This window comes from Bradyrhizobium ottawaense, from assembly GCF_900099825.1.
In the GTDB taxonomy this organism is placed as follows: domain Bacteria; phylum Pseudomonadota; class Alphaproteobacteria; order Rhizobiales; family Xanthobacteraceae; genus Bradyrhizobium; species Bradyrhizobium ottawaense_A.
In genome coordinates this window covers 1,472,179-1,490,578 of record NZ_LT629693.1, presented here as the reverse complement: position 1 = coordinate 1,490,578, position 18,400 = coordinate 1,472,179, and the positions used below count along the sequence as shown (strand labels likewise).

17 protein-coding genes and 1 pseudogene are annotated in these 18,400 nt (G+C 61.9%); 9 read left to right on the top strand and 9 right to left on the bottom strand.

The genetic code is table 11. The features are described 5' to 3' along the window. Positions 1–20 precede the first annotated feature (20 nt). From BLR13_RS07020 to BLR13_RS06980, 7 genes and pseudogenes are all read left to right on the top strand, one after another. Positions 21–128, top strand: a pseudogene (locus tag BLR13_RS07020) (MarR family transcriptional regulator); the annotation flags it as partial. A gap of 45 nt (positions 129–173) precedes the next feature. After that, a complete protein-coding gene (locus BLR13_RS07015; protein ID WP_074826025.1) occupies positions 174–551 on the top strand; it encodes a hypothetical protein in 378 nt (125 codons plus the stop codon). Positions 552–1,547: 996 nt separating this feature from the next. Continuing rightward, on the top strand, positions 1,548–2,504 hold the full coding sequence (locus tag BLR13_RS07000) for a hypothetical protein (protein WP_197679526.1): 957 nt from the start codon (positions 1,548–1,550) through the stop codon (positions 2,502–2,504). Positions 2,505–2,670: 166 nt separating this feature from the next. Then, positions 2,671–3,045 carry a hypothetical protein gene (locus BLR13_RS06995; protein WP_074826043.1) on the top strand — a complete coding sequence of 125 codons (375 nt, stop codon included), beginning with the start codon at positions 2,671–2,673 and terminating at the stop codon, positions 3,043–3,045. A gap of 228 nt (positions 3,046–3,273) precedes the next feature. Beyond that, entirely contained in the window at positions 3,274–3,732 is a 459-nt protein-coding gene (locus tag BLR13_RS06990; RefSeq protein WP_074826047.1) for an OsmC family protein, read from the top strand. 287 nt (positions 3,733–4,019) lie between these two features. Beyond that, positions 4,020–4,427, top strand: a complete 408-nt coding sequence (locus tag BLR13_RS06985) for an EF-hand domain-containing protein (protein ID WP_074826049.1) — start codon at positions 4,020–4,022, stop codon at positions 4,425–4,427. Between the two features lie 175 nt (positions 4,428–4,602). Then, entirely contained in the window at positions 4,603–5,634 is a 1,032-nt protein-coding gene (locus tag BLR13_RS06980) for an IS110 family transposase (protein ID WP_074817367.1), read from the top strand. Between the two features lie 723 nt (positions 5,635–6,357). Here the strand turns inward: BLR13_RS06980 and BLR13_RS06975 are convergent. Continuing rightward, a complete protein-coding gene (locus BLR13_RS06975; RefSeq protein WP_074831819.1) occupies positions 6,358–7,557 on the bottom strand; it encodes an amidohydrolase family protein in 1,200 nt (399 codons plus the stop codon). Between the two features lie 157 nt (positions 7,558–7,714). Here BLR13_RS06975 and BLR13_RS06970 point away from each other — a divergent pair, with 157 nt between their 5' ends. After that, positions 7,715–8,488 carry a ferredoxin--NADP reductase gene (locus BLR13_RS06970; RefSeq protein WP_074826053.1) on the top strand — a complete coding sequence of 258 codons (774 nt, stop codon included), beginning with the start codon at positions 7,715–7,717 and terminating at the stop codon, positions 8,486–8,488. Positions 8,489–8,768: 280 nt separating this feature from the next. Here BLR13_RS06970 and soxA read toward each other — a convergent pair whose 3' ends face one another. The 8 genes from soxA to BLR13_RS06930 all read right to left on the bottom strand — a co-directional run bounded on the left by soxA (position 8,769) and on the right by BLR13_RS06930 (position 16,277). Beyond that, positions 8,769–9,542 carry a sulfur oxidation c-type cytochrome SoxA gene (gene soxA, locus BLR13_RS06965; RefSeq protein WP_074826056.1) on the bottom strand — a complete coding sequence of 258 codons (774 nt, stop codon included), beginning with the start codon at positions 9,540–9,542 and terminating at the stop codon, positions 8,769–8,771. Further along, positions 9,539–9,859, bottom strand: a complete 321-nt coding sequence (gene soxZ / locus BLR13_RS06960; protein ID WP_074826058.1) for a thiosulfate oxidation carrier complex protein SoxZ — start codon at positions 9,857–9,859, stop codon at positions 9,539–9,541. Before soxZ ends, soxA begins: the two co-directional genes overlap by 4 nt. After that, positions 9,859–10,338, bottom strand: coding sequence for a SoxY-related AACIE arm protein (locus BLR13_RS06955; protein ID WP_091977437.1), 480 nt, complete (start codon positions 10,336–10,338; stop codon positions 9,859–9,861). Before BLR13_RS06955 ends, soxZ begins: the two co-directional genes overlap by 1 nt. Before the next feature lie 9 nt (positions 10,339–10,347). Continuing rightward, on the bottom strand, positions 10,348–10,803 hold the full coding sequence (gene soxX, locus BLR13_RS06950; RefSeq protein WP_433994259.1) for a sulfur oxidation c-type cytochrome SoxX: 456 nt from the start codon (positions 10,801–10,803) through the stop codon (positions 10,348–10,350). Next, on the bottom strand, positions 10,796–12,070 hold the full coding sequence (locus tag BLR13_RS06945) for an FCSD flavin-binding domain-containing protein (protein WP_074826059.1): 1,275 nt from the start codon (positions 12,068–12,070) through the stop codon (positions 10,796–10,798). The genes soxX and BLR13_RS06945 overlap by 8 nt, the downstream gene beginning before the upstream one ends. 54 nt (positions 12,071–12,124) lie before the next feature. After that, positions 12,125–14,317, bottom strand: coding sequence for a xanthine dehydrogenase family protein molybdopterin-binding subunit (locus BLR13_RS06940; protein ID WP_074826061.1), 2,193 nt, complete (start codon positions 14,315–14,317; stop codon positions 12,125–12,127). A gap of 10 nt (positions 14,318–14,327) precedes the next feature. Continuing rightward, positions 14,328–14,777, bottom strand: a complete 450-nt coding sequence (locus BLR13_RS06935; RefSeq protein ID WP_074826064.1) for a (2Fe-2S)-binding protein — start codon at positions 14,775–14,777, stop codon at positions 14,328–14,330. A 147-nt stretch (positions 14,778–14,924) separates the two neighbouring features. Further along, a complete protein-coding gene (locus BLR13_RS06930; RefSeq protein WP_244525112.1) occupies positions 14,925–16,277 on the bottom strand; it encodes an MFS transporter in 1,353 nt (450 codons plus the stop codon). Positions 16,278–16,686: 409 nt separating this feature from the next. Here BLR13_RS06930 and BLR13_RS06925 point away from each other — a divergent pair, with 409 nt between their 5' ends. Next, positions 16,687–18,390, top strand: coding sequence for an ABC transporter permease (locus tag BLR13_RS06925; RefSeq protein WP_244525111.1), 1,704 nt, complete (start codon positions 16,687–16,689; stop codon positions 18,388–18,390). Positions 18,391–18,400: the final 10 nt, after the last annotated feature.

The window sequence follows — 18,400 nt, the reverse complement described above, 5'->3', positions numbered from 1 at the left end:
CGGGCTCCAATCCCGCGGAGGCCGACAAGGCCGCACCGAACGCGCTCGCGATCACCAAGGAAACGCTGGCGCCGTTCGACGGCAAAGAGCGCGAGGCGCTGATGGTGCCGTTGAACAAATTGCGCTGAGTGGGCGACCAACTCAGGCAGACTGACTTCATCAGGATTTTTCAAATGAGAGCGTTGTCGCTGGTTGCGGCTGGATGGGTCATGGTTGCCGGGTGTGGCGTGGCATCGGGGGCGCAGCTCTATGAAGGGTTTTGGGCATCGACCAGAAAAGATTGCACCGACCGGGACAGCGCCAACCGCATGAGCATCGAGGGCGGCAACCGGCTCTATTGGTACGAGACGCGATGCCGCGCCGGCGAGATCAAGCCTGACGGAGATCGCGCCTGGAAGATGCGGCTGTCGTGCGAAGGCGAGGGTGAGAAATTCAAGTCCAACCCGCGGGTCTCGATCGCGACCGACGGCAGGCTGGTGATCGATAACGGCCCGGTCGGGCAGGCCAAGCGCCAGACCTACGTGCGTTGCGAGCTTCCGAGAAAACGCTGATCTCGATCCCGTCACCCCCGCATAACGGCCATGCCGTTATCAACAGGGGGTTGCGGAGCGACCGTCTCGAAGGGCCACGGCCGTTGATCCTTCAAAGCGCGTAATTGCGCATTTTCGTCATGGCCGGGCTTGTCCCGGCCATCCACGTCTTTCTCGCCTGCTCTAAGCAAGGCGTGGATGCACGGCACAAGGGCAGGGTTTCTCGTGTAGCAGCGCATCCCAACGGACAGCGGTCCAATTGCCCTTGCTCCCCCGTCGGCGGACTGGCAGCACGGTAATACACGACGCATCTTGGTGCAGCACTCGGCACCTATCCTACTGCTGCCCCCTGTCATGCCCGGTGGTCGTGCTGATAGGGACAGAGGATGCGCAGAAATCTCTCCGACAAGTTTGTTCGCTCGCATGCTCCGGCTCCGCTCGGCAAGCGTGCGCGAAGCGCGACTACAAGGCGGCCAAGCGAACCTTCATGCTTGATGTGCAGCGGGCGGCCTAACGCGCAAACGACGCACCTCAGCGCTCACGGCAAAAGAGCGCTGAGGTGGTTTATCTCATTGATAAGACTGGCCCGAGTGAGCCCGTCAGTCATTTGATTTTCACGGATGACTGACGCAACGCACATCGGACAGAAATTCGACAGCAGCGCCATGCCCTTAGCGGTATAGCAAAAACAGAAACACGCAATTTCGGGGGCTCCGCGCTCTTTCGACAGGAGTGCGCAACTCCATGCCAAATTCGTATCTATTTGAAAGCGCAGGGCAATCCAAGAGCGCGCGAAAAGCCGTTGTGCCTGGCAGCGCGCGTGGCCACTCAATGTTGAACACAGCCACGGCCGACTCGACCTTGGCATTCTTCAATGGAGATCAACTCGTGGCACAACCCCAGCGACTCGAAATAAGATTGCTCGGCACCCTCATACGTGCCGATGGCATCGTCGGCATTGCAGGTGCGATATTGTTAGTCGGTTTGATATTGATCACATACTTCGGAGGCTGACAGGTGGGAGGCAATTCCGCTAAGGGCCGCGTGCTAAAGCAACTGATCGATTGCTATCGCTCCGATCCGGAGTCCGATTTCCTGAAGCTCAAGTATCATGTTCGCAAGAACCATGACGCTGAGCTAAATCGTCTGATCGAGAAGCACGGCGGCGCCAAGCTTCCGGACATTCGATTTCGGACACTCACGGCTTGGTATCGCGGCTGGCTTGCCGATGGCAAGATTGCAACGGCTCGGTCGCTTGTAAGTCGACTTCGCGAGCTGTTTCGTTTCGGCCGCTCGATGCTTGAAGATCGTGAGTGCGATCGATTGTTTAAGGATCTCGGTAAACTTAAATTGGTGAGTTCGCCCCCGCGCAAGGTGGCGATGACTGCGGAACACGCGCGGGCGATTTGCAAGGTCGCTCGTGAGCACTTTGGGTGGCCTTCGATCGCGCTCGACCAAGCATTGCAGTTCGAGCTACTGCTGGGACAGAAGGACGTCATCGGAGAGTGGGTTCCGATCGGCGAGCTGGGCAAATCCGATGTGGTTCGGGAGAACAAAAAGTGGCTTCGTGGCCTACGGTGGTCTGACATCGACAAGAATTTGATCTTGCGTCACACGGTCGGATCGGGTGGTCGTGGGATCGAGGTAGACCTACGAACTGCGCCAATGGTTCTTGAAGAGCTCAAGACTTTAGTGGCCGAAGGTGATGAACTAGTTGGCTTGTTACCGTGTAGCGGCCCTGTTGTTATTTGCGACACAAACGGGTTGCCGTGGTCGACCCACGAGTTTCGACGCAAGTGGCGCTTGGTCGCTAAAGAGGCCGGTGTTCCCGACAACGTAACCAACAGAGATAGTTTCCCCGCCGGTACAGTCCGTGGCGGGCCAGACCGCGCGAAGATTTCTGAGAAGTATACTCTCAAGAGGATCGATTACAGCCTGCGAATGGCTCGGCGCAAGTCCGAAGATGCCCCCTAACCGGACATCGTCGGGCATGCCGGAAACGACGCGAATGACCCACAGCAGACCTCAAAAAGAGGCTTGAGCTCTAAAAGACCGCTCCCGCGCAAAGATTGTAGGCAAGTAATTACTGAGCTTTAATTTGTTCCTTTTACAAACTAAAGTCCGAATAGGTGGGTCATTGATGGTCAGCGATCCGGTTTGGTTAGGCACTCTCGCTGTGGTGGGTGTGTCGGTCCTCATGGTTGTGCGCCCGCTACCAGTCTTCGGTCGAAAACTCTCGTTGAAGGAAGCGCTTGAGGTCTGCTGGGTGGCCTGGTTTGTCTATATGGGCGCATTCGTGGCCTATATCGGACTAAAAATTCCCTTAGCTCTTTCGCGAGACGCCCATGCTCCTGCTGTCGGCGTTGCCGTTTGCATATCCCTCATTACGGTTTTCTGGTTGGCGCGTGTTCAGACGAACTGGGAACGCACGCTGACGAGGTCTCTTCTTGGTTTTTTTGCTTTCACGATAGTTGTGGTTAGCATCACTCTACTCCTTACAAACGCACGTCACTGACGTCGTGGGGCCGCATAGGGCGTTGTCGCCTATTGGCACAAATCGGAAGTATCGCCGTGGTCGCTGCATGTCCGTTGTCAGGTGAACAACGGAAGACATTTGCTCGCAGCGAGTATTTCTGGGTTTGACCCACTTCAGACGTTAGCCATCTCGCGATATAGTTCGAGAGAAACCGCCGGAAGCGGAAGCTCGAGAGCGCCTTCGGCGACAGCGGTCTAGGAGGTTTGCGTGGAGACAAAGAGAGCCTACAAATCCTTTCGCTACAAGGCCAACACAGCCTGGAGTTCCGCGCGACGGGGCACGCTTTCTGCGTCGGGGAAACCAAACATCGTCGTTGGCAGTCCGCCTGAGTTTAAGGGTGAACCAGATATCTGGGCGCCTGAAGAGCTACTCGTCGGCTCAGTCAATACATGCATGATGCTGACCTTCCTGACGCTCGCCCAAGCGAAAGGTCTGACTCCGGTGCGATATGAAAGTGAAGCCGAAGGCCTGCTCGAAAATGTCGAAGGCAAGTACCGCATCACGGAAGTCATGGTTCGACCGCGCGTAAGCCTCAAAGACAAAGCCGAACTCGAACGTGCCCGTGAAATCATGGAAACCGTTGAAGCACAGTGCTTCATCTCGAATTCCATAAAATCGAAGGTCTCGCTCACTGCGAAGTTTGTCGTTGCTTCGTCGCCAAAGTGAAAACGAATTGCGTTGTCTGCGCGAGTCCGTTGTTGGCCCAAATGCGAAGTGTCGACCGGCTCCGAAAACATCTGCTTAGCAGAGTAGACCGGAAGTAGTCCGCACACCGTCAGATGACGCGTTTGACCCAACACGGACGTTGCAAGCACGTTGATAGCCAATGTCGAACCCAGCGGAGCTCCGACAGCGAAGATTCAACATCGCTCAGGATCTACCACTCGGGGGAGGGAACTCGCTTTCGCCGGCGGAGTTGCGTATTGCAAATCGGAACCGGGAAAGGTCTCCCCATGATACCGCGCCGCACCATAGTTTTCGCATTTACCGCCGGTACCTTCCTTGCCGGAGTATTGCCGGTCTTAGCGAAGTCCCGCCATTCGAATTGGATTCGAATGTTTGACACGGATAACGATGGCACGGTCGACCTCGCGGAAGCGAAGAAGGCTGCATCAGCGTTGTTTGACAAGTTAGACCGCGACCATGATGGCACTCTCGACAAACGTGAATTGGCTCGCAGATTGACTCCGAAAGAGTTCGCCGCTGCCGATCCTGACCACGATGGAACGCTCACGAAGGACGAGTATCTCGCGGTCGTCGAGCAGCGTTTCACTGCCGCAGATTCAGATCATGATGGGACGTTGGATGCCAAGGAATTCAACACAAAAGCCGGTCAAGCTCTTTTGCGACTTTTGAAATAGCCGCAAGCCAAATCTTCGGCCCGATCTCGAAGATAGTCGGAACTGTCCGTGGTATCCGAGGCAAGATGGATGTTGACTACTTCCGTTGTTGATGCTGTGGACGGCTCCTCCACCGGCACGAGAGTGCCACGGATGTGGGGGCTGTTAAGGCTCCCACGATTCAGAGGAGCGAGCCATGCAGACGGTTACGACAATCGGTTTAGACATCGCCAAGTCGGTTTTCCAGGTTCACGGCGTTGACGCTGGCGGCCAAGTAATTGTTCGCCAGCAATTGAAGCGTCGCTATGTCTTGACGTTCTTCCGGAAGCTGTCGCCGTGTCTGGTCGGTATTGAAGCCTGCGGCTCGGCGCACCATTGGTCACGCGAACTCCAGGCACTTGGTCACACCGTCCGGCTAATGCCGCCGGCCTACGTGAAACCCTACGTCAAGCGGCAGAAGAATGACGCGACTGACGCAGAGGCTATTTGTGAGGCAGTCACCAGGGCCAACATGCGGTTCGTGCCGACCAAGACTCCCGAGCAGCAAAGCGGCTTGGTATTGCACCGCACGCGTCATCTGTTCATCCGTCAGCAGACCTCCGTAATCAATGCGATCCGGGCTCATCTTGCCGAGTACGGGATAGTTGCGCCGGTCGGGCGTCAAGGTGTCGTAGAACTGCTCACTGTCGTCGCCGATCCGAACGACAGAAGGGTTCCGGAGATCGCTCGTGCGTGTCTTGCGGCACTCGGGGCTCAACTGCGCAGGATGAAGGAGCAGATCCTGGAGTTCGACCGGTTGATCAGGGCATGGCATCGGTCCAACGAAATGAGCATGCGGCTCGAAGAAGCCCCCGGCGTCGGTCCAGTGCTGGCCACTGCTTTGGTCGCTGCCGTTGCTGATCCAAAGTCCTTCCGATCAGGGCGCAACTTCTCGGCCTGGATAGGTATGGTACCGAAACAGCACTCCAGTGGAGGCAAGAACAGGCTCGGCAATATAAGCAAGCAAGGTGACCGCTATTTGCGCGGCCTGTTTGTGGCCGGCGCGCTTTCTGTCATCCGTTACGCCAAGATCCACGGCGCCAAACACCGGCCCTGGCTCACGGCCTTGCTGGCCAGGCGGCCGACCAAGGTTGCGGCTATCGCGCTCGCCAACAAGATCGCGCGGATGGTCTGGGTCATGATGGCCAGGGGCGAGCGATACAACGAACCCGTCGCGCTTGCGCGATGAACGAGATCGCGCCGGGCAACTGGCGTGATGTGAAGGTTGGGAGGGCGAACAGCACGTAATGCAGAGCCGGTCGATCCGGCGATCAGGACAACCCACATGTGCCAAGGCATTCTTGAATGCGAGTTGTTGGTCGGGACCTGATCCGCGGAGGGCATTATGGCCAGCGGTCATGTGAACCGCGTCTAAAGGCCGAACACATGGCTGCACCGACCAATGCTGCAAAACGTGAAAAATCTCTTGCCAACACGGAGCCGTCCACACATGGCACTTAACGGACGCCGCGGGATCTGGGGCTGACGTCCAAGATACCTCCACAAGCGGACATCGCTATTTGTCGGCGGGCCCGCCGCCAAGCCTCGAACAGCGGCAAGGTCGCCATTAAGTTTGCCGTGAAGAGCAGCTTCGGGAACGCACCGGTGGCCGATGCGCTCGCTGTTACTGCGTGGCTGCATCCCGACGAACTGCTGCGTTGCGAACTTCCGAGAAAACGCTGACCTCGATCCCGTCACCTCCGCGTAACGGCTATGCCGTTGTCGCAGGAGGTCGCGGAGCGACCGTCTCGAAGGGGAAGGTGATCTGTTCCTCATGGTGAGGAGGCGCCAACGGGTCGCGCGAATGCGCGCCCGATGACAGGCTCCGCGCCGTCTCGAACCATGAGGCCCAGCTCGTGCCATTCATCCTTCGAGACGCCGCTTCGCGGCTCCTCAGGATGAGGTCTTCCACCTAATGCCCTGAAACGATCTCCGGCACTCTTCCCGCCGGCGGGGTGTTGCGGCTGCGCTGGGTGCGGACAATGCCGTCGATAATGGTCATGCCGATGCCGGGCAGGTCGCCGAGTTGCACGCTGTGCAGGATATTCCGGCCGGGCGAATGCTGCGCCATGTCCATGATGACGAAATCGGCGGAGCGGCCGACCTCGATGATCCCGCAATCCAGCTCCCGCATCCGGGCGGTGTTGCCGGTGGCGAGGCAGAAGGCGATTTCCGCCGGCAGTTCGCCGAGCGATGACAACAGCGACACCATGCGCAGGATGCCGAGCGGCTGCACGCCGGACCCGGCCGGAGCATCGGTGCCAAGAATGACGCGATGCAGATCGCCCATCTCGCGCGCGATCCGCAGGGTGAACAGTGCCGAGCGTTCGTTGCCGTTGTGAACCAGTTCCAGCCCGCGCTTGCAGCCCTCGCAGATGCAGCGGATCTGGTCGTCGGGCAGGGCGGTGTGGCCGCCATTGATGTGGCCGACCACGTCGGTGTCGGCTTCGAGCACCACGTCCTTGTCGATCAGGCCGGAGCCGGGGATCGAAGGCCCGCCGGTGTGGATGGTGCTCTGGATGCCGTATTTGCGCGCCCAGCCCACCATCTTGCGCGCGGTCGGGCCGTCCTTGACGCCGCCGAGACCGACTTCGCCGAGCAGCTTGACGCCGGCCGCGGCCAATTCCTTGAAATCGTCCTCGACCATCTCGCATTCGATCACCGGCGCGCCGGCATGCACCTTCACGCCGCCGGGGCGCAGCGTCCAGAACGAGCGTTGCGCGAAGATCGCCATCGCCTTGAGGCCGACGACGTCGCGCGGACGGCCGGGCATGTGGACTTCGCCGGCCGAGATCATGGTGGTGACGCCGCCATGGAGGTAGCTGTCGATCCAGTTGGTCTGGTTCTGCCGCGGCGTCCAGTCGCCCGCCACCGGATGGACGTGGCTGTCGATCAGGCCGGGCGCGACGGTGGTGCCGTTGGCATTGACGACGGTGGTGGCACCCTCGGTATCGACATCCTTCAGCCGGCCGATCGCGGTGATCTTGCCGTTCTCGGCCACGATGGTGTCGGCATCCAGGATCGGCTTCTCCAGCGCCCCTGACAGCAGCAACCCGATATTGCGGATCACCAGCTTGCTCGGGCCGGTTGCCGAGGGTGCGTCATGGGCCATGGTTTTGTCCTTGTTGTTCAATGCCTTCGGGGCGCTGGACGCCATCTTGCCCGCGGCTTGACGCCGGGATCAAGAAGGATTATTCATTCGTGTACGAATGATCGTATACAAATGATTTGAGCATCGCAATCGGCCTTCGAGAGACGGGATCGGCAAGATGAGCAATTTCAACCAGGAAAGCGTTTTGAGCGTCCATCACTGGACCGACACGCTGTTCTCCTTCACCACCACGCGCGATCCCTCGTTTCGTTTTAGAAACGGCGAGTTCACCATGATCGGGCTGAAGGTCGGCGAGAAGCCGCTGCTGCGCGCCTACAGCGTGGCCAGCGCCAACTATGAAGACCGGCTGGAATTCTTCTCGATCAAGGTGCCCGATGGTCCGCTGACCTCGCGCCTGCAGCACCTGAAGCAGGGCGACGAGATCATCGTCAGCCGCAAGGCCACCGGCACGCTCGTCATCGACAACCTCGAAGACGGCCGCAATCTGTACCTGATCGGCACCGGCACCGGCCTGGCGCCGTTCCTGAGCGTGATCAAGGATCCCGAGACCTATGAGCGGTTCGAGAAGGTGGTGCTGCTGCACGGCTGCCGCCGCGTCGCCGAACTCGCTTATGGCGAGATGATCACCGAGAAACTGCCGAACGACGAGCTGATCGGCGACTACATTCGCAACCAGCTGATCTATTATCCGACCGTGACCCGCGATCCCTTCCGCAACCGCGGCCGGATCACTGACCTGATCAATTCGGGAAAACTGTTCGGCGATATTGGCCTTGCCACGCTCGATCCCGTGCACGACCGCGTCATGATCTGCGGCAGCCCGGCGCTGGTAGCGGACACGCGCACCTTGCTCAACGGCAAGGGTTTTGTCGAAGGCAATCACGGCGAGCCGGCGCAGTTCGTGGTCGAGAAGGCATTCGCGGAGCGCTAGCAGCACACTCAGTCTTCCTCATCCTGAGGAGCCGCCAACGGGTCGCGCGAATGCGCGCCCGATGACAGGCTCCGCGGCGTCTCGAAGGATGGGCTACAGTCTGGCTCTCATGGTTCGCCCGGCGATGCAGCGCATCGTCCGGAGACGCGCTTCGCGCTCCTCACCATGAGGGGATAGGTCAAGGTCTGACCGCGGGCGCCTCCAGCGGCGTGCCATTTCTACTTTGCATGGGGTTGTTTTCGCGATTTTTGTGTTTGGCCCCTCCAGGCGGCCGGCGTACCTACGGCCGCACCGCCGGCGCTTCCATCGGCATGCCGCGCGCCCGCGACATCAGGTACAGCTCGAGTTCCACCAGTTCCGGCGCGCCGTAGTCATAGGCCTGGGCGCGGATGCCGGTGATGCAGGCGCGCAGGCGTCGCTGCAGCGACCCCAGCGATTGCCATTCCAGCCGGTAGAGCGGATATCCCGTCGGGTGCGCTTGCGTGATCGCCGATCCGGCCAGCCGCTTGTCCCAATTGTCGTCATGGCAATTGGCGCAGCCGAGATTGAGCTGGCCCTGCCGCTGCATGAACAGCTGGCGTCCCTTGGCGATGAATGGTTCGAGCTGCGGATCGCTGCCGGTTTCGATCGCTTTGCCCTGCGACTGCCGGGCGACGAAGGCGGTCAGTGCCAGCAGGTCGCGGCTCTCATAGGCCAGCGGCGACGCCTGCTGATGGTTGGTACGGCACAGGTTGATGCGCTGTTCCAGATCGACGGGACGGCCGAGCGCCTTGTCGAAGGCGGGATAATGCGCGGCGACGCCCTTCATGCTGGCGCTGGCGTCGGTGTGGCAATCGGCGCAGGCCTTGTTCGCGGAACCAACTTTGCGCTTCCACAACGCTTCGCCGTCGAGCCCCCAGAGCATGCCGGGATTGGCAGTGTCGTCGTCCTGCATCGCCCTGGTGTCCGGCGTCATGAAGCTGTAACCGGAGCGGCGTTCGGCCTGCGGGATTTCGGCGGCGCCGACGGAACCCGCCACCAGCAGCGCGGCGAATATGGCGCCGGCCAGTCTCATTCGACGGTGATCGAAGCGGAGGCGGTTTCGGAAAAGCCGTTGTCGCCGATCCATTCGAATTCGAACTTGCCGCTCTCGGTCGCCGTGGTGAAGAATGTCATGAACGGATTGGCGGCGATCGCGGGAAACAGGTCGGCGCGGAAAATCTCGCTGCCGTTATAGCGGCACGTGAAGCTGGTGATGATATCGCGAGGCACGATTTCGCCTGAAGCCATATGGCGATAGCCGGTCTCCATGATGTGCGACATCAGCGTCTTGATCTCGATGATATCGCCGCGCTTCGCTTTCTTGGGAATGTTGATTAAGGCCGCGGCCATCAGATTACCTCCTCGGTGCAGGCCGCCAGCGTCACGATGATGTCGACGCTGGCCGACCAGAACGAGCCGTCCGAAAGCTTTGCGATCGCTGTAATCTTCTGGCTGTCGGCGAGCCTGATCCGGGTCGACACCTGCGCCCGGCCGGCATTCGGGCCAAGATAGAAATTGCCGACATTGGGTTGCGGGTTCTTCTCGTTGAAGACGTGGATGCTTTTGACGTGGTTCTCTGAAGTCATCGGGTTGTCGACGCTGACCGTCAGCGGCACGGTGTTGCCGTTCTCGACCAGTGGCGGCACGTCGAGCTTGACCTTGCCGGTGCGCACCACGGCATCGCCCGCCACCTGGCGTATCGCGGAAGCCAGCATTGCCGGCGTGGCTTCGGCGGGGCGCAGCGTGACGACGGGTACCGCGCCGGCCACGGCGGCGCCGCCGGCGAGGCCGAGGAACTGGCGACGGGTCGAATGGGGCAGTCGGTGCATCGTCATTTCCTAATCGCGCAGGCTTGCCAGATACGCCACGATATCCTCGATCTGTTCGGCCGACAGGATCGGTTTGCCGCGCCAAGATGGCCCGACACGGTCGAGCCCGTCGACGCGATAATAGGACGGCATGATGGTCGCGGCATTGAGATGCGCGGCGTCGACCAGCCGGAGCCGAAGCTGTCCCTCCGACCAGCGGCTGCCGGAACCGGCGAGGTTGGGGGCGAGGTCGCCCTGGAACCTCACTTCCGGAAACGGGCCGTTGTGGCAAAGGATGCACGTGCTCGACCGTTCGACCACCAGCGCGCGCCCGCGCACCGCGTCGCCCGGCGTGGTCGTGAGTCGATCCGGAATGGCGTCGCCGACGATGGCGTAGGAACGCAGGGCCTGCGCACCGGCCGGCAACGGCAGCGCCAGCCATGCTGCCCCGAGCCACGCTCCCGCGATCTGGATTGCCCTAGCCAAAGATGTCCACCGTGATCGTCTTGAACCAGTTGTCCGCACGCTCCGCTTCGCGCCGGCGCTCTTCGCGCGGCGCATTGACCGGGCTTGTCGCGCCCTCGACCTCGGCGAACTGCCCGTCCTTCGGCTGATAGACGCCCGACAGCGAGAACGCGTAGCCGGGTTCGACCGTATTGTAGCAGGCCCCGGTCAGCCGCGGCGGCTCCGGCGGCTTGCCGGACATCATATTCACGATAACAGCGGCGCAGGCCTTGCCCTGTGCGTGCGCGGCGGAGGCCGATTTCGGCAGTTGTCCGGCGATGCAGGCGTCGCCGATGACATGAATGTTGGGCACGAGTTTTGAGCCAAAGCTGACCGGATCGATCGGGCACCAGCCGGTGTTGTCGGCGGCGCCTGCGATTTCGGCGATACGCCCGGCCTTCTGCGGCGGGATCACGCTCGCGACATCGGCGGTGTAATTACCGAAGTCGGTGACAATGGTGTTGGTCGCGGCATCGACCGACGTTACCCGGCCACCTTGCGACAGCGCGATCCGTTCGATCATGCCGGGGTACAATTCCTTCCAGGCCGCCTCGAACAGTTTTTGCTGCGAGAAGCCATCCTTGGCGTCGAGGATCAGGACCTTCGAACGCGGCTTCCGGTTCTTCAGGTAATGGGCAATCAGGCTGGCGCGCTCGTAAGGCGCCGGCGGACAGCGCAGGGGAGCCGCGGGCACCGCCAGCACGACCGTGCCGCCATCCGCCATGGCTTCGATCTGCTTGCGAAGAAGTATCGTCTGTTCGCCGGCCTTCCAGGCATGCGGCATTTTGGCGGCGGCGGCTTCGCCGTAGCCGGGCAAGGCGTCGAAGCGCAGGTCGATGCCGGGCGCCAGCACCAGCCGGTCGTAGGCGAGCGAAGTGCCGTCTGCCAAGGTGACACTGCGCGCCTGCGGATCGACCTTTGTCGCGGCTTGCGGAACGACGGTCACGCCCGCGGCGGCAATCCTGTCATAGGTGAACTGCTGCATCGGCAGTTCCCGCAAACCCGCGATCACTTCGTTACTGAAGGGGCAGGCGGTAAACACTTGATTTGGTTCGACCAGCGTCACCCGCAGTTTTGGATCAAGCTGGCGCAGCGCCCGCGCGCAACTCGCGCCGCCGAAGCCGCCGCCGATCACGACAATACGCGGCACGCCTTGCGCAAACGAAGGACACGGCAACGCCGATGCTGCGGCAACCGAAGCAATGCCGCGAGCGACATCTCGGCGCGACAGCCGGCGCGTGACGTCCATGCGTTAAATCCGAAAAGGAGCGAGCGGCGGCCGGGTGGGCCGCCGCTCCTGTTGTCAGGCGAAGCTGATATTCTGGTCCCGCAATGGCACCGAACGAATGCGTTTGCCGGTCGCCGCGAAGTAGGCGTTGAGCACCGCCGGTCCGGCCACGCAGATGGTGGGTTCGCCGACACCGCCCCAGAAGCCGCCGCTCGGCATCACGATCGATTCCACCTTCGGCATCTCGGCGATCCGCATCGAGTTGTAGGTGTCGAAGTTGGTCTGCTCGATGGCGCCGTTCTTCACGGTACAGCCGCCGTAGAACAGGCCGGACAGGCCGTAGACGAAGGAGCCCGCAATCTGCCGTTCGATCTGCGCCGGATTGACGGCATAGCCGGGATCGGTGGCGGCGATGATGCGGTGCACCTTGATCTTGCTGCCGTCGGTCACGGAGATCTCCGCGGCACCGGCGACGTAGCTGCCATAGCCCATATGCTGGGCGATGCCGCGATAGACGCCTTGCGGCGCCGGCGTGCCCCAGCCGATTTTCTCGGCCACCGCGTTGAGCACGGCCAGATGCTTCGGATGTGTCGCCATCAGCTTGCGGCGGAACGCGAGCGGATCCTGGCCCACCGACAGCGCCAGCTCATCCATGAAGCATTCCAGATAGATCGCGTTGTGATTGACGTTGACGCCGCGCCAGAAGCCGGGCGGGACATGCGGATTGCGCATGGAATGCTCGACCAGCAAATTCGGCACGCTGTAACCGATCGCGGCCTCGCCGGACGCGTTGAGGCCCTGGAAGGCCACCGGATCCTTGCCGTTCTCCAGCGCCGCCGGGCGCAAAGTAAACAGGATGGATTGGCCGGACAGCCTGACATGCAACGCCGTCAGGTTGTTGTCGGCATCGAAGGCCCCGGTCAATTTGCACTGCGTGATCGGATGATACATGCCGTGCTGCATGTCTTCCTCGCGCGACCACAGCAACTTGACCGGCGTCCCCGGCATCTGCTTGGCGATCAGGACCGCCTGCCGGACATAGTCGGTCTGGCCGCGACGGCCGAAGCCGCCGCCAAGCATCTGCTTGTGTACGTCGCATTTGTCGGCCGAAAGCCCGGAGGCCTCCAGCGTCGCCGCAAAGGCGGCTTCGCCGTTCTGGGTGCCGCACCAAACCTCGCACTTATCGGCAGTCCACAGCGCGGTGGCGTTGAGCGGCTCCATCGCGGCGTGGTTCTGGTAGGGGTAGTTGTAAACCGCCTCGACCTTCTTGGCGGCACCCGCAATCGCCGCCTTGGCGTCGCCGTTCTGGTTGCCGACATAGGCCGGCTGCGCGTTGTCGAGGCCTTCGGCGAGCCATTTGGCGATCGACTCGCTGGAGACCTTGGCGTTGTCACCTTCGTCCCAGACAACAGGCAGCGCCTCAAGCGCGGTCTTGGCGTGCCACCAGGTATCGGCGACGACGGCGACCGCGGTGTCGTCGACCTTCACCACCTTCTTGACGCCCTTCATGCCCATAACCTTGGCTTCGTCGTAGCTTTTCAGCTTGCCGCCGAACACAGGACAGGCCTTGACCGCGGCGTTGAGCATGCCCGGCAGCTTGATATCGATGCCGTAGGTCATCTTGCCGGTGGTCTTGTCGACGGTATCGAGCCGCTTCAATCCCTTGCCGGCGATCTTCCAGTCCTTCGGATCCTTCAGCTTGACGTCGGCATCCGCGGGTGGCGTCAGTTTCGCCGCGGCTTCGACCACCTTGCCGTAGGTCGTGGTCTTGCCCGAGGCCGCATGGGTGATGACGCTGTTGGATGCGGTGCATTCCGAGACCGGCACTTTCCACTCGTTGGCGGCGGCCTGGACCAGCATCATACGCGCGGTGGCGCCGCCCTTGCGGACATATTCATGGCTGGCGCGGATGCCGCGGCTGCCGCCGGTCGAGAAATCGCCCCAGGCACGCTTGCGGGCGACACTTTGGCCCGGCGTCGGAAATTCGGTGGTGACCTTGGACCAGTCGCATTCCAGTTCTTCGGCAACGAGCTGGGCGAGGCCGGTGAGCGTGCCTTGTCCCATCTCCGAACGGGCGATGCGGATCACGACGGTGTCGTCGGGGCGGATCACCACCCAGGCGTTGACCTCGGGCGAGCCGTCGGCGGCGCGGACCACGGTCGGTCCGCCAAAGGGAATGTCGAGGCCGAGCGTAAGTCCGGCGCCGGCCGCGGCGGTACCGATCACGAAGGCGCGGCGGTTGAGCTTGGGCGAGACGTGCTTGTTCATGACATCCTCCTCAAGCGTTCGCAGCGGCGTGAATGGCCTCGCGAACCTGCTGGAAGGTTCCGCATCGGCAGATATTGGTGATGGCCTCGTCGATATCCTGGTCGGTCGGCTTCGGCTTTTCCTTGAGCAGGGCCGCGACCGCCATGATCATGCCGCTCTGGCAATAGCCGCATTGCGGAACGTCGTTGGCCACCCAGGCCTGCTGCACCTTGTGCAGCGCGCCATTGCCGGCGAGGCCTTCGATGGTGGTGATTTGTTTGCCGATGGCTTCGCTGACCGCGATGCCGCAGGAGCGCATCGCGACGCCGTCGATGTGGACCGTGCAGGCCCCGCATTGTGCAATGCCGCAACCGTATTTGGTTCCGGTCAGTCCGACATTCTCCCTGATAGCCCAAAGCAGCGGGGTGTCGTCTTCGACGTCCACGGTGATTGATTTGCCGTTGATAGTGAGGTTTGCCATCGCTTTTCCCCTGTTAGCTCAATCCATCGAGAGAGCCGTGGGGCGATGTTGGCCTGCAATCTGGAACAGTTCAAATCAAGAATACGCGTCTGCGAAAGGAAGAAAATTGATGAGCCGGGGTTACGCGGCGGCTTTATTACATGATCTTCATGTTCGCGATGGCGCCACCGCGAGGCGCAGGAAACTCATCAGGCTTCCGAGCCCGGCAAAGCCGGCACCAAGCGCCAGCGCAACGGTCGCGCCGTTGTGACCGCCGAGGGCAAAACACAGGGCCGCGAGCGCGGCGCCGAGGGTTTGTCCGGTCAGACGGGCGGTCGCGACAATGCTGCTCGCGCTGCCGCTGCGATGCGGCGGCGCGCTCGACATCAAGGCCCGCAAATTGGGCGTTTGAAAGAAGCCGAATCCGATCCCGCACACCACCGTGCGCCAGACGATGTTGGCGGTGCCGGGATCGGCGGGAAGCGTCGCCAGCAGCGCCATCCCGACGCCCAGCAGCGCCAGACCGAGGCCGCCGAGAATGCCGACCGGAAAGCGGTCGGACAGACGGCCGCCGATCGGCGCCATCATGGCCACCACCAGCGGCCAGGGCGTCATGAAAAAACCGGTCTCGACCTGCGACCGCATCAGCACGTCCTCGAAGTAGAACGGCAGCGCGACCATCGCGAGGCCCTGTACCGAGAAGGAGCAGACCGAGGTGGCCGCCGAAAGTGCGAACATCGGCCGCTGGAACAGGTCGATCGGCAGCATCGGCGCCGGATGGCCGGCGTTCCGGCGGGTCAGGAACCAGCCGAGCAGCACCGCGCCGACCAGTTCGTCCACGACGAGCGCAGGCGGTGCCCCGTGCGCCGCGCTGCCGATCCCGATGATGAAGAGGCCGAGGCAACTGGCGGTCAAAGCGGCGCTTAGAAAGTCGAACGCGTGTCCCTCGCGGGGCGTTCGCGGCAGCGTCTTCAGGCCGATCACGATGGCAATCACGCCGAACGGGAGGTTGATCGCGAACAGCCAGGGCCAGTTTCCGACGGCCAATACCGCGGATGCGATCGTGGGCCCCAGCGTCATGGCGGTTCCGACCACCAGTGCGTTGTGGCCGAAGCCGCGGCCCATCATGCGGGTCGGGTAGACGAAGCGGACCAGCGCCGCGTTGACGCTCATGATGCCGCTGGCGCCGAGCCCTTGCAGCGCTCTCGCTGCGGTCAGGCTTGGCAACGACCAGGCGAAAGCGCAGCCGAGTGAGGCCAGCGTGAACAGCAACAGGCCACCAAGATAAATCCGCTCATGGCCGACGATTTCGCCGAGCGCGCCGAGCGGCAACAGGGTCGCGACCAGCGCGATTTGATAGACGTTGACGACCCAGACCACGTCGGCCGCGCTGACATGGAGATCGGCGGCAATGGCGGGGAGGGCGATGTTGGCGATTGCCGTATCCAGCGAGGCCAGCGCCAGCGTGGTAAAGATCGCCGCGACCGCCCAGCGCCGGAGTTCCGGGGGCAAACCGTCCATGAGCGGGACGGACGGCTTTACGGCGGTTGGGTCTGAAGACATCGCGATAAGGTTCTCTGCGCCGGGGCGGCAGCCCCGTTCGGCGTGTACTACGGACGCGGAGCGGACCACAGGGGCGCGGTTGCATGATGCATATGCGAAGCGATGGCTTTGTATTCAGAACATAGCCGGATCGGCTGCCTTTGCGACGCGCCGTGCAAATATCTGCTCAAAATTCACGCCTTCCGCGCCATTTCAGCGCGCCGACTTTCGGATAGCTTCCCGCCGGCCGAATGATCGACTAGGCTTGGCACGCATAGCGACCGCAATCTTCAAAAAGACGGTCCGCGGCGAGGGGAAGCGTTTGCACGGACCTGCGGGACGGCGCACCGAAATTACACAGAGCGCCAGCGAGGGTATGCGCCGGCGCATGTGGAGCGTGCTTTGGGTCACGCTGCTGCTGGCGATCCTCGGCTTTCTGGTGATCTATCCCGTCCTGATGCTGCTGCTGGGCGCGCTCACCGACACCAATCCGGTGGTCGACGGCTTTTCGCTCAGCCATCTCTCGATCACCAATTTCCTCACCGTGCTGGCGAACCCCAATGTCGGCGAGGCCTTGCTGAACACGCTGATCGCCTGCGGCGGCGGCACCCTGATCGCGGTGGCGATCGGGCTGTTGTTTTCCTGGATCGTGGTTCGCACCAATACGCCGTTCAAGGGTTTCATTGCCGCTGCCAGCATCCTGCCGCTGTTCGCGCCGCCGCTGGTTGCGGGTGTCGCATGGGCCATTCTGGGGTCGCCCAAGACCGGCCTGATCAACACGATGTTCAAATGGATCGGGCTCGACTGGCGCGTCGATCTCTATTCGCTGTCGGGGCTGGTGTTCGTGTTCGGCATCTACTATGCGCCCTATGTCTACATGTTCACCTCGTCGGCGCTGCGCAACATGGATCCGAGCCTCGAAGAGGCCGCGGAGATTTCCGGCGCCAGCGCCTTCGCAACGCTGTTCTCGGTGACGTTTCCCCTGATCATGCCGGCGATCGTCTCGGGCATGCTGCTGTCGTTCATCGTGATGCTCGGCATCTACGGCATTCCGGCGGTGCTGGGCGCGCCGACCAACCTGGCGGTGCTGACGACCTACATCTTCAAGCTCACCAACTGGTCGCCGCCGCTGTACAACACCGCGGCCGCGGTTGCGATCATTCTGATGGTGGTCACCGGCGGGCTGGTGTTCCTGCAGCAGAAGGTCTTGAGCGGCCGCAGCTATACTACGGTGGCCGGCAAGGCATTTCGCCCGCGCAACCTCGACCTCGGGCGCTGGCGCTGGTTCACCTTCGGCCTCGGCATCGTCTATCTCGTGATCGTGGTGGTGCTGCCGTCGCTGGCGCTGATCGTGGCGGCGTTCCGCAAGTTCATGTTCATCCGCGACGCCGCCAGCCTGTTCGACATGCGGCAATATTCGATGATGCATTTCAACAGCATCTTCGACAATCCACTGACGCTGCGGTCGATCTACAACGCGGTCGAGGTCGGCGTGATCACGGCGGTGGTCGGCGGTGCGCTCGCCTTTGCGATCGGCTACACCATTCATCGCACCCAGGTGACCGGCCGGCGCTGGATCGACCTGATCTCGACCGTGCCGGTCGCCATCCCCGGCCTCGTGGTCGGCGTTGCCTATCTCTGGGCCTGGATCGGTATTCCCGGCGGACTCTACGGCACGATCTGGATTTTGGCGCTGGCGTTCATCGCGCGCTTCATGCCGGATACGGTGAAGGCGCTGTCGACCTCGTTCCTGCAAATTCATCGCGAACTCGAGGAAGCCGCCTGGGTCTGCGGCAAGGGCATGCTCGGCACCATCAGGACCATCGTGCTGCCATTGGCGCGGCCCGGCGTGATCGCCTCGATGACGCTATTGTTTGTGCTGGCAGTGCGCGAACTCGGCTCGTCGCTGTTTCTCTACACCAGCAACACCATGGTGATGTCGGTGCTGCTGCTCGACTATTACGAAGGCGGCAATATCGGCAAGACCGCCGCATTCAGCATCGTGCAGACGATTCTGCTCGGCGTTCTCATCGGGGGCGCCAACTGGCTGTCGCGCGGTGCCGCGCAGGGCAGCGTCGCGCGCACCGGATAACAAGAATAAA

Bases quoted from the DNA above. Each gene is read 5' to 3' on its own strand.
- BLR13_RS06995 (WP_074826043.1), top strand. From the start codon at position 2,671: ATGGTCAGCGATCCGGTTTGGTTAGGCACTCTCGCTGTGGTGGGTGTG.
- BLR13_RS06970 (WP_074826053.1), top strand. From the start codon at position 7,715: ATGAGCAATTTCAACCAGGAAAGCGTTTTGAGCGTCCATCACTGGACC.
- BLR13_RS06940 (WP_074826061.1), bottom strand. From the start codon at position 14,317: ATGAACAAGCACGTCTCGCCCAAGCTCAACCGCCGCGCCTTCGTGATC.
- BLR13_RS06985 (WP_074826049.1), top strand. From the start codon at position 4,020: ATGATACCGCGCCGCACCATAGTTTTCGCATTTACCGCCGGTACCTTC.
- BLR13_RS06945 (WP_074826059.1), bottom strand. From the start codon at position 12,070: ATGGACGTCACGCGCCGGCTGTCGCGCCGAGATGTCGCTCGCGGCATT.
- soxZ (WP_074826058.1), bottom strand. From the start codon at position 9,859: ATGGCCGCGGCCTTAATCAACATTCCCAAGAAAGCGAAGCGCGGCGAT.
- BLR13_RS06955 (WP_091977437.1), bottom strand. From the start codon at position 10,338: ATGCACCGACTGCCCCATTCGACCCGTCGCCAGTTCCTCGGCCTCGCC.
- BLR13_RS06980 (WP_074817367.1), top strand. From the start codon at position 4,603: ATGCAGACGGTTACGACAATCGGTTTAGACATCGCCAAGTCGGTTTTC.
- BLR13_RS06935 (WP_074826064.1), bottom strand. From the start codon at position 14,777: ATGGCAAACCTCACTATCAACGGCAAATCAATCACCGTGGACGTCGAA.
- soxA (WP_074826056.1), bottom strand. From the start codon at position 9,542: ATGAGACTGGCCGGCGCCATATTCGCCGCGCTGCTGGTGGCGGGTTCC.
- BLR13_RS07015 (WP_074826025.1), top strand. From the start codon at position 174: ATGAGAGCGTTGTCGCTGGTTGCGGCTGGATGGGTCATGGTTGCCGGG.
- BLR13_RS06925 (WP_244525111.1), top strand. From the start codon at position 16,687: ATGTGGAGCGTGCTTTGGGTCACGCTGCTGCTGGCGATCCTCGGCTTT.
- BLR13_RS06930 (WP_244525112.1), bottom strand. From the start codon at position 16,277: ATGGACGGTTTGCCCCCGGAACTCCGGCGCTGGGCGGTCGCGGCGATC.
- BLR13_RS06975 (WP_074831819.1), bottom strand. From the start codon at position 7,557: ATGGCCCATGACGCACCCTCGGCAACCGGCCCGAGCAAGCTGGTGATC.